The sequence below is a fragment of the Bacteroidota bacterium genome, from assembly GCA_034439655.1.
Lineage (GTDB): Bacteria > Bacteroidota > Bacteroidia > UKL13-3 > UKL13-3 > CANJUD01.
Window position 1 is genome coordinate 1 of sequence record JAWXAU010000201.1, and the last position, 10,213, is coordinate 10,213.

12 protein-coding genes and 1 pseudogene are annotated in these 10,213 nt (G+C 40.1%); 12 read left to right on the top strand and 1 reads right to left on the bottom strand.

From position 1 onward, the window contains the following. The first annotated feature begins 396 nt into the window (after positions 1-396). The 12 genes from SGJ10_14755 to rpsC all read left to right on the top strand — a co-directional run bounded on the left by SGJ10_14755 (position 397) and on the right by rpsC (position 9,197). Entirely contained in the window at positions 397-1,575 is a 1,179-nt protein-coding gene (locus SGJ10_14755) for a T9SS type A sorting domain-containing protein (GenBank protein MDZ4759383.1), read from the top strand. Between the two features lie 321 nt (positions 1,576-1,896). Continuing rightward, positions 1,897-2,301, top strand: coding sequence for a 30S ribosomal protein S12 (gene rpsL / locus SGJ10_14760; protein ID MDZ4759384.1), 405 nt, complete (start codon positions 1,897-1,899; stop codon positions 2,299-2,301). A 33-nt stretch (positions 2,302-2,334) separates the two neighbouring features. Next, entirely contained in the window at positions 2,335-2,802 is a 468-nt protein-coding gene (gene rpsG / locus SGJ10_14765) for a 30S ribosomal protein S7 (GenBank protein ID MDZ4759385.1), read from the top strand. Positions 2,803-2,810: 8 nt separating this feature from the next. After that, entirely contained in the window at positions 2,811-4,937 is a 2,127-nt protein-coding gene (gene fusA / locus SGJ10_14770; GenBank protein ID MDZ4759386.1) for an elongation factor G, read from the top strand. Positions 4,938-4,961: 24 nt separating this feature from the next. Further along, positions 4,962-5,270, top strand: coding sequence for a 30S ribosomal protein S10 (gene rpsJ, locus SGJ10_14775; GenBank protein ID MDZ4759387.1), 309 nt, complete (start codon positions 4,962-4,964; stop codon positions 5,268-5,270). Between the two features lie 16 nt (positions 5,271-5,286). Then, entirely contained in the window at positions 5,287-5,901 is a 615-nt protein-coding gene (gene rplC, locus SGJ10_14780; protein ID MDZ4759388.1) for a 50S ribosomal protein L3, read from the top strand. A 1-nt stretch (position 5,902) separates the two neighbouring features. Beyond that, positions 5,903-6,535, top strand: a complete 633-nt coding sequence (gene rplD / locus SGJ10_14785) for a 50S ribosomal protein L4 (protein MDZ4759389.1) — start codon at positions 5,903-5,905, stop codon at positions 6,533-6,535. 1 nt (position 6,536) lies between these two features. Next, on the top strand, positions 6,537-6,827 hold the full coding sequence (gene rplW / locus SGJ10_14790) for a 50S ribosomal protein L23 (protein ID MDZ4759390.1): 291 nt from the start codon (positions 6,537-6,539) through the stop codon (positions 6,825-6,827). An 8-nt stretch (positions 6,828-6,835) separates the two neighbouring features. Then, positions 6,836-7,660, top strand: coding sequence for a 50S ribosomal protein L2 (gene rplB, locus SGJ10_14795; GenBank protein MDZ4759391.1), 825 nt, complete (start codon positions 6,836-6,838; stop codon positions 7,658-7,660). Positions 7,661-7,678: 18 nt separating this feature from the next. Beyond that, positions 7,679-7,945, top strand: a complete 267-nt coding sequence (rpsS, locus tag SGJ10_14800) for a 30S ribosomal protein S19 (protein MDZ4759392.1) — start codon at positions 7,679-7,681, stop codon at positions 7,943-7,945. Between the two features lie 16 nt (positions 7,946-7,961). Continuing rightward, positions 7,962-8,372 (top strand): 50S ribosomal protein L22, encoded by a 411-nt coding sequence (gene rplV, locus SGJ10_14805; protein MDZ4759393.1) that lies wholly within the window; start codon positions 7,962-7,964, stop codon positions 8,370-8,372. A gap of 3 nt (positions 8,373-8,375) precedes the next feature. Next, entirely contained in the window at positions 8,376-9,197 is an 822-nt protein-coding gene (rpsC, locus tag SGJ10_14810; GenBank protein ID MDZ4759394.1) for a 30S ribosomal protein S3, read from the top strand. Positions 9,198-9,299: 102 nt separating this feature from the next. Here rpsC and SGJ10_14815 read toward each other — a convergent pair. After that, positions 9,300-10,124: pseudogene (locus SGJ10_14815) on the bottom strand (tryptophanase). Positions 10,125-10,213: the final 89 nt, after the last annotated feature.

Here is a 10,213-nt window from a genome sequence, read left to right on the forward strand (position 1 = left end):
CGATAGTTATCGGAGTTCGCGGCGAGCGATACTACAATAAAATAAAGTGTCCGTTATAATTTGGCTTTTCTTATTTGAATTATGAAAGAGGTCTATTCTTATTATAATGAATTTGAAGCGGAAACATTCCCAAAATTAATAAGTGCAAAAGTGTTGTACCATTTTTTATAGAATTGGTTTTTAAGGATGTGGAAATAGAAAAAATAGTTATAAAACCTTTTATAAATAGCGGAGAATTATTGGCATTGAAAGAAAAAAAATTATTTTAACACTGGATCCGTTGAAAATTGATATATACGGGGATAACAGATTTGATTTTTTGTCCTGAATTTCCGAAAAAACTTATATAAAAACAACCTAAACAAAACCATCTTGCTTTTGCAAGTATATTTACCAATGAGAAAAACAATACTTTCAATTTTTCTTTTGTTGTTTATAATAAATAGCAATGCTACACATATTGTCGGCGGCTCTCTAGGCTATAAATATGTTGGCACACTAAATAATGGCAGCAAAGTAAGATATTTAATCACAGTCAAATTGTATCGCGACTGCAATCTGACTTCTAATGCAACCTTCGATGATGATATTTACATAGGTGTTTATCACAATGATAGTTTGAATACTATTGATACTGCGTTATTGATAAGAGACCATAAACTATCAAACACTGATACCTTCTGGAAGTGCACATTATTAGCTAGTTGTTATGCAGAGGGGATTTATGAAAGCTATGTTGATCTGGATTCTGGCAAAGAGTATGCTTTTTTTGCAGGAAGATGTTGCGTATCACAATACAAAAACATTGCATACGACCAAGGCATGGGCTTTTATGCATATATGAAAAATTCTAGTCTTTGCAATAGTTCTCCCATAATGGATAGATTGCCAGTTAATTTTGTATGGATACCAAAGATGCCCCAAAGCTTTAGCTTCCGTGCCACAGATATCGATAGCGATTCATTGAAATACGAATCAATTATACCCATAGCCATTGGCGATAAAAATTCTCCGAAACCCCGTCCAGAGCTAATTATCCCGTCAATGGTTCCACCATTCGACCCTTCCTATATTCGAGAGGTTATCTATTATCCGGGGTATTCACTTTCTGCTCCATTTAGTTCAACTACTACGCTCAAGTTAGATTCGCTTTCTGGCCAAGCAGTTATCGACTCAGGAGCATCTGTGCAAAACTCGAAAGGAAAGTACCTCTGGTGCATCAAAATATCGGAATATAAAAACAATACATTGTATGGGATGACCTATACGGTTATTAATACGGAAATTAGCCCGCAATGCACTACTATGGCGGTGCCAATAAGTGAAGCAGCATTAGCAAATATACCTACAGTTTCCCCAAACCCATTCCAAAACCAAATTGTAATTAATGATTTGCACGGAATTAATTCAATAGAAGTATATGATTTAAAGGGACGCTTGCACCAAATAGTATGTACATCATCATCAAAACAAACTACAATACTTTTTAATGAAGCACCATCAGGTTTGTACCTATTGCGATTTGTGGATGCAAAAGGAAATATAATTGCGAGCGAAAAAGTTGTGAGTGAATAATTGGCTTAGGTCAGAATTTTGGTTTCTTCAAAATCTCAAAAAAAATTGTGCACTTGCCCATTTTTTTCAAATGCAATTAAATTTTATTTCTGGTAAACATCTGAACCGATTCTACCGACCCCATTTTAAAAAATTCGCACTATCTTCTTTTTCTGCCCATGGTTGCGGATTTCACCAACCGTAAAAAGATGCTATTTCTTAAGCATTTAGCCACTTTAAAAATTCTTTCTACCCACTAAAAAAAAATTTTTATTGCCCCGTTTGTAGTTTCGGTAGATATGCCTACTTTTGCAGTCCGTTTTTTAAAACTGATAAAATAGAATGCCAACCATCCAACAATTAGTAAGAAAAGGCAGAGAGAGTAAGGCCGAGAAGTCTAAATCTCCAGCCCTTGATTCTTGCCCCCAACGCAGAGGTGTTTGTACCCGTGTGTACACAACCACTCCTAAAAAGCCAAACTCGGCCCTACGCAAAGTAGCCCGTGTGCGTCTTACCAATGGTAATGAAGTAAATGCCTATATACCCGGCGAAGGCCATAACCTGCAAGAGCACAGCATCGTATTAATACGTGGTGGTAGGGTTAAGGATCTACCAGGTGTGCGTTATCACATTATTCGTGGTGCACTTGATACTGCAGGTGTTGATGGCCGCCGTCAACGTCGTTCTAAATATGGTGCGAAACGTCCAAAAGCTGGAGCAGCCGCAGCACCAACAAAAAAGAAATAATTAATCAAACATCAATAATATAGTAGCAATAAGATGAGAAAAGCGAAACCCAAAAAACGCATCCTCCTGCCCGATTCAAAATACAACGATGTTATGGTAACTCGTTTTGTAAACCACATGATGTGGGAAGGCAAAAAAGGTTTAGCCTTTAAAATATTCTATGAATCATTGGATATAGTAGAAGGTAAAACACAGGAACGTGGAATTGATGTTTGGAAAAAAGCATTAAACAATGTAATGCCTTCAGTTGAGACCAAAGCCCGTAGGGTAGGGGGTGCAAACTTCCAAATACCTGTTGAGGTAGGTCCTGAGCGTAAGATATTATTGGGTATGAAATGGATGATTGCCTACTCACGCAAGCGTAACGAAAAATCGATGGCCCAGCGTATGGCGTCCGAAATTATAGCCGCTTCAAAAAGTGAAGGAGCCTCAGTAAAAAAGAAAGAAGACACACATAAAATGGCAGAAGCCAATAAAGCATTCTCACACTTTAGAGCCTAATCAAGAAAATGTCAAGAGATTTAAAATATACCCGTAATATTGGCATCGCAGCCCACATCGATGCGGGTAAAACTACCACTACCGAACGTATATTATACTATGCTGGTGTAAATCATAAAATTGGTGAGGTTCACGATGGAGCCGCCACTATGGATTGGATGGTTCAAGAGCAAGAACGTGGTATCACAATCACTTCTGCTGCTACCACAGTTGATTGGAATTACCCACTTGTTGATGGTAAATCTATCCCCGAAACAAAACAATATCATATTAATATTATCGACACTCCAGGTCACGTGGATTTTACCGTTGAGGTAAACCGTTCATTGCGTGTACTTGATGGTTTGGTGTTTTTGTTTTCAGCAGTTGATGGTGTTGAGCCACAATCGGAAACAAACTGGCGTTTGGCCAATAACTATAACGTAGCCCGTATAGGTTTCGTAAACAAAATGGATCGTGCCGGTGCCGACTTTTTGATGGTTGTAAAACAAGTAAGAGAAATGTTAGGCAGCAATGCTATCCCATTACAGTTACCTATTGGTGCCGAAGATAATTTTACAGGTGTGGTTGACTTGATCAACTTCCGCGGTATGATATGGAACGAGCAGGATAAAGGTATGACTTATAAAACCATCGACATTCCTGCCGATATGGTTGAAGAAGCAACAGAATGGCGTGGAAAATTGCTCGAAGCAGTTTCTGAGTACGACGACCATTTGATGGAGAAATTCTTTGACGACCCAGCAAGTATTACAGAACGTGAAATATTGGACGCGTTGAGAAAAGCTTGTTTAGATATGAAAATCGTTCCCATGGTATGTGGTTCATCTTTCAAAAACAAAGGAGTACAAACCATGCTCGATTTGGTAATGGAATTAATGCCCAGCCCGCTCGATCGTGAAAGCGTAACAGGAATTAATCCCGATACTGAAAAAGAAGTACAACGTAAACCTGATTTCAGCGAACCTTTCACCGCATTGGCATTCAAAATTGCTACCGACCCATTTGTGGGCCGTTTGGCTTTTATCAGAGCTTATAGTGGTATCCTTGCTGCAGGTTCTTATGTATATAATACCCGCAGTGGTAACAAAGAGCGTATCTCACGTATTTTCCAAATGCACGCTAATAAACAAAACTCTATTGAGGAATTGGGAGCAGGCGATATCGGAGCCGTTGTTGGATTTAAAGATATCAGAACTGGTGATACCTTGTGCGACGAAAAGCATCCAATCATTTTGGAAGCCATGAATTTCCCAGCACCCGTTATCGGATTAGCCATTGAGCCCAAAACTCAGGCAGATATGGACAAACTAGGAGTATCATTAGCGAAATTGGCCGAAGAAGACCCAACCTTTAAAGTTCACACCGACGAAGAAACAGGACAAAATATTATTTCGGGAATGGGCGAGCTTCACCTTGAGATTATTGTTGATCGTTTACGTAGAGAATTTAAAGTAGAAATTAATCAAGGTGCCCCTCAGGTTGCCTATAAGGAAACCATCACCCAGCCAGTTTTACATCGTGAGGTGTATAAGAAACAAACAGGTGGTCGTGGAAAATTTGCCGATATACAATTCGAATTAATGCCTCCTACTGCTGAAACAAAAGGCTTGGAATTCATCAACGAGATTGTAGGTGGAGCAATACCTAAAGAATATATACCTTCTGTTCAAAAAGGATTTGCCTCAGCAATGAGCAATGGTGTACTTGCAGGTTATCCTGTAGAGAATATCAGAGTCCGTTTGTTCGACGGTTCTTTCCACGCAGTTGACTCGGATTCAATGTCATTTGAATTGTGTGCACGTATTGCATTTAAAGAAGCTTGTCGTAAAGCATCACCTGTATTACTTGAGCCTATTATGAAAATAGAAGTGCTTACTCCCGAAGAAAACATGGGAGATGTAATAGGTGACTTAAACAAACGTCGTGGCCAACTAGATGGTATGGACTCACGTGCAGGTTCGCAAGTAGTAAAAGCAAAAGTACCTTTGGGAGAAATGTTTGGATATGTAACACAGTTGCGTACCATTACTTCTGGTCGTGCTTCGTCAACTATGGAATTCGATCACTATGCTGATGCTCCGAGGAATATTGCGGAAGAAGTATTGGCTAAGATAAACGGGAAAAAGAGCTAAAAATAATTAAGAAATAACAACAAAATGGTTTCACAAAAAATCAGAATAAAACTCAAATCCTTCGACTACAACTTGGTTGACAAGTCTGCAGAGAAGATTGTGAAAACGGTTAAATCTACCGGTGCAATTGTTAGTGGTCCTATACCATTGCCAACTGACAAGAAAATATTTACCGTTTTACGCTCCCCTCACGTTAACAAGAAGGCTCGCGAACAGTTCCAACAATGCTCCTATAAGCGTTTATTGGACATCTACAGTTCCACCTCCAAAACCGTGGATGCGTTAATGAAATTAGAATTGCCCAGTGGGGTTGATGTAGAAATTAAAGTTTGATAATTAGCATACGAAAATGTCAGGAATAATAGGAAAGAAAATAGGCATGACCAGTGTTATTACCCCCGAAGGGAAAAAACATGCATGCACGGTTATACAGGCCGGCCCTTGTGTGGTAACGCAAGTAAAAACTGTAGAGATCGATGGCTACGCAGCTATTCAATTAGGTTTTGGTGAAGCCAAACCTAAGAATACAGGCAAGCCTATGGCAGGCCATTTTGCCAAAGCTAAAACTAGCCCTAAATCGAAAGTTGCTGAGTTTCAATTCGATCAAGCTATGAGCTTGGGAGATACTGTTACCGTTGACTTATTTGTAGAAGGTGATTTTGTGGATGCAATCGCAAATACAAAAGGTAAAGGATTCCAAGGTGTTGTAAAACGCCACGGATTTGCAGGTGTGGGTGGAGCTACTCACGGTCAACATAACCGCCTTCGTGCTCCTGGATCATTAGGTGCATCATCATATCCATCCCGTGTGTTCAAAGGAATGCGTATGGCAGGACGTATGGGAGGTACCCGTGTAAAAATGACCAACCTTGCGGTGCTTAAAATCAACAAAGAAAATAATCTATTGGTAATCAAAGGTTCGGTACCAGGTTCCAATGGTTCATACGTTTTAATAGAAAAATAAAATGGAACTTAGTATATATAACATCGGCGGTTCTGAAACCGGTCGTAAAGCCAACTTGGATTCAACAGTATTTGGTGTTGCACCAAACGAACACGTGATGTGGCTTGACGTGAAACAAATTTTGGCTAACAGAAGACAGGGAACACATAGCTCAAGAGAGCGTTCACAAATGTCGGGCTCTACCAGAAAATTGAAGCGTCAAAAAGGCACAGGTGGTGCTCGTGCGGGTTCTATCAAATCGGGAACTATAGTTGGTGGTGCTAGGATTTTTGGCCCACACCCACGTGACTACCATTTTAAATTGAACAAGAAAGTAAAAACCTTGGCCCGTAAATCAGCATTATCATCTAAAGCTAAAGATGGTGGTATCACGGTAATTGAACAATTCAATTTCGATGCTCCCAAAACAAAGAGCTTTACTGAAATGATTACGAACTTGAACTTGGCCGATAAGAAATTCCTATTTGTTACCGACGATTATAATAAGAATATATACCTATCGGGCAGAAACCTTCCCAAAGGCAAAATTGTGTCAGCTGGCGATATCAACACTTATGATTTATTGAACTGCCAAACCGTTATTTTGATGGAAGGCTCGGTAAAGAAAATTGAAGAACTTTTAAAGAAAGACTAAGATGAATATATTAATAAAACCACTGGTTACAGAAAAGCAGCAGAAGATTACTGACAAGCTTCACAAATATGGCTTTATAGTAACCCGTGATGCCAGCAAAGACCAAATAGCAAAAGCTATTACTACGATGTACGCAGTAGAGGTAGAACGTGTAAACACAATGGTTTACAATGGCAAACGCAAATCGCGTAATACCAAAGCAGGCATTGTTCATGGCAAAAAAGCAGCCTTTAAGAAAGCCATCATCACTTTGAAAGATGGTCAAGAAATAGATTTTTACGCTAACATTTAATTACAGCAATGGCAGTTAGAAGATATAACCCAATAACACCCGGTACTAGGCATAAAGTAGCTCTAAAATTTGAAGAGCTTACTGCTAGTAAACCAGAGAAATCGTTAGTTGTTGACCTGAAAAAGTCAGGCGGACGTAACGATTCAGGTAAAATGACCATGCGTTACATAGGCGGTGGGCACAAAAGAAGATACCGTATTGTCGATTTCAAACGCGAACGTCATGGTGAAAAAGCTATTGTTAACACAGTAGAGTACGATCCAAACCGTTCTAGTTTTATTTCATTGATAACCTATACCGATGGTGAAAAACGCTATATCATTGCTCCTGCTGGAATTAAAGTAGGGCAAACCGTAATGAGCGGTCCAGGTTCAACCCCCGATATTGGCAATGCCTTGCCATTGTCAGAAGTGCCATTGGGAGCTATTGTTCACAATGTAGAACTTAGGCCTGGCCAAGGTGGTATTATGGCTCGTGGTGCTGGTGGGTATGCACAAATACTTGCCCGCGACGGACGTTATGCTACCATGAAACTGCCTTCTGGCGAAACCCGTATGATTTTGGTTACTTGCTTGGCCACCATTGGTTCAGTATCTAACTCCGACCATAACCAACAACGCAGTGGTAAAGCTGGTCGTTCTCGTTGGTTAGGCCGCCGCCCCCGTACAAGACCAGTAGCGATGAACCCTGTGGATCACCCGATGGGTGGTGGCGAAGGCCGTGCTTCAGGTGGACACCCACGTTCACGCAAAGGATTGCTTTCAAAAGGTTACAAAACTCGTAACAAGAAAAAAGCTTCAAATCAGTATATCATCGATCGCCGTAAAAAATAATATATATAACTAAACACTATGCCTCGTTCACTTAAAAAAGGACCATTCGTCGACATCAAGCTTGAAAAGAAAGTAATGGCTTTGATTGAATCGAAAAAGAAATCGGTGATTAAAACTTGGTCACGCCGCACCATGATAACTCCAGACTTTGTAGGGCAAACATTTGCCGTGCATAATGGTAACAAATTTATACCTGTGTATGTAACAGAAAATATGGTGGGACACAAATTGGGCGAATTCGCTCCAACCCGCTCATTCAAATCACATCCAGAAAAGAAAAGCTAATTGACAAAACATTAAAATGGAAGCTGTAGCAATATTAAATAACTGCCCCACATCGCCTCGTAAAATGAGGTTGATTGTTGACATGATCAGGGGCGAAAAGGTGGAAAGGGCATTAAATACCCTTAAGTTTAACAACAGGCAGATATATGCCAACTACGTTGAGAAACTATTGAAATCTGCCATATCTAACTGGGAACAAAAGAACCCAGGTAACCGCGTTGAAGAAAGCGAGCTGTTTGTGAAAACAGTATATGTTGATGGTGGTACCATGGCCAAGCGTATGAGACCCGCCCCACAAGGACGCGGATACCGAATTCGCAAACGCTCTAACCATATCACTTTAATAGTGGATAGCAAAGTAGCTGCCGCCAACGAAGTAGTAGTACAAGACGAAACAACAGAAGAAATAACCGATAATAATAATTAATACATGGGACAAAAAGTTAACCCCGTAGGCTTCAGGCTTGGAATCATCAAAGGTTGGGACTCAAATTGGTTTGGTGGCCGCAATGCTGCCGAAAAATTGCTCGAAGACGAGAAAATTAGGAATTATTTGAAAGCCCGTATAGCGAAAGGTGGCATTGCCCGCATCGTTATCGAGCGTACCCTTAAGCGTATTATTATCACTGTTCACACAAGCCGCCCGGGTATCGTTATTGGTAAAGGTGGAGCTGAAGTGGATAAGATCAAAGAAGAAATTAAAAAGCTGACCAAAAAAGATATTCAAATAAACATATTCGAAATAAAACGCCCTGAGTTGGATGCTAAGTTAGTAGCCGATTCTATTGCCCAGCAATTAGAGGCAAGGGTATCTTTTAAGCGTGCCGTTAAAATGTCTATCTCGTCAACCATGCGTATGGGTGCTGAGGGTATCAAAGTAATGGTATCAGGTCGTTTGGGTGGTGCAGAGATTGCCCGTAGCGAGCAGTACAAAGAAGGACGTACACCGTTGCATACCTTTCGGGCCGATATTGACTATGCATTGAGCGAAGCCTTAACCGTTTATGGAAAAATAGGTGTGAAAGTATGGATTTGCCGTGGCGAAGTGCTTGGCAAACGTGACCTTAGCCCTAATATTGGTATGACTAGCAGCAACCGTCCAGGTGGCGAGAACCGTGGCGGCAACGACCGTGGAGGTGATCGCAGAGACCGTCGCCCAGGTGGCGGAGGTGGTGAACGCCGCGAACGCCGTGGAGGTGGAGGTGGTCAAGGAGGCCAAGGAGGCGGAGACCGTCGTCGTGACAATAAATAAGAATTAAACCAGATTTTAATATATAAAGGCCGCTCGCATTGAGTGGCCTTTTTTGTACACCCTTTGTCCCATGTATTTCTCTTGAGGATGTTCGGTATAATTTTATAATTTTTCAAACTTCGCCTGAAAAAATCTTAGATACTTTGGTTCATAAATCATTTTTAAACCTTTAAATGATTTTCGTTTTTCATATACTTCAGAAGCCGATTCTGCTATTACATCCATGTGAGCTTGAGTATAAACTCTTCTTGGACTAGTAAAACGAACGAGTTCTAGTTTTGGATAGTGGTTTTCCCCATTTGATTTTCTACCAGCAGATACAACGCCTCTTTCCATTGTTCTTACACCAGAATCTAAATATATTTCAGCTGCTAATGTTTGGGCTGGGAATTGGTCTTGTGTTAAGTGTGGCAGAAAGGCTTTTGCATCCACAAATATTCCATGACCTCCAATTGGTCTTACTATTGGAATATAATAACTCATCATTTTTTGTCCTAAATATTCAACCTGATGATTGTCATCTAAGCTTTCTTCAATGCCTACAGCGATTGCCTCCATATCTCTTTAGGCTAGTCCTCCGTATGTATGAAGTCCTTCATATACTACTACTAAATTTCTAGCCTCCTCATACACATCCCATTCATTGGTAGCCATAAATCCACCTAAGTTAACTAATGCGTCTTTTTTTGCACTCATCGTTGCCCCATCTGTCAATGAGCATATTTCTAACACAATTTGTTGGATTGATTTTTTTTCGTACCCTTTTTCTCTTTTCTGTATAAAAAATGCATTCTCGGCTAGTCTGGTCATAGCATTTATGACACGAATTTTGTATTTTTTTGTATAAGCTCGTAGTTCTTTTAAATTTGCCATACTTATTGGTTGACCACCAGCTAAATTTACATTTGTAGCAATGCTTATATAGGGCTTGCTGTTAATCTCAAAACAACACAAAATTGATCGAATCTATATTGCAATGTATATTTCATTCTTAGTATGATTAGTTTAATCCATAG

Coding starts and splice junctions, on each gene's coding strand:
- fusA (MDZ4759386.1), top strand. CDS start 2,811: ATGTCAAGAGATTTAAAATATACCCGTAATATTGGCATCGCAGCCCAC.
- rpsJ (MDZ4759387.1), top strand. CDS start 4,962: ATGGTTTCACAAAAAATCAGAATAAAACTCAAATCCTTCGACTACAAC.
- rplC (MDZ4759388.1), top strand. CDS start 5,287: ATGTCAGGAATAATAGGAAAGAAAATAGGCATGACCAGTGTTATTACC.
- rplD (MDZ4759389.1), top strand. CDS start 5,903: ATGGAACTTAGTATATATAACATCGGCGGTTCTGAAACCGGTCGTAAA.
- rpsC (MDZ4759394.1), top strand. CDS start 8,376: ATGGGACAAAAAGTTAACCCCGTAGGCTTCAGGCTTGGAATCATCAAA.
- rplB (MDZ4759391.1), top strand. CDS start 6,836: ATGGCAGTTAGAAGATATAACCCAATAACACCCGGTACTAGGCATAAA.
- rpsL (MDZ4759384.1), top strand. CDS start 1,897: ATGCCAACCATCCAACAATTAGTAAGAAAAGGCAGAGAGAGTAAGGCC.
- rplV (MDZ4759393.1), top strand. CDS start 7,962: ATGGAAGCTGTAGCAATATTAAATAACTGCCCCACATCGCCTCGTAAA.
- rpsS (MDZ4759392.1), top strand. CDS start 7,679: ATGCCTCGTTCACTTAAAAAAGGACCATTCGTCGACATCAAGCTTGAA.
- rpsG (MDZ4759385.1), top strand. CDS start 2,335: ATGAGAAAAGCGAAACCCAAAAAACGCATCCTCCTGCCCGATTCAAAA.
- rplW (MDZ4759390.1), top strand. CDS start 6,537: ATGAATATATTAATAAAACCACTGGTTACAGAAAAGCAGCAGAAGATT.
- SGJ10_14755 (MDZ4759383.1), top strand. CDS start 397: ATGAGAAAAACAATACTTTCAATTTTTCTTTTGTTGTTTATAATAAAT.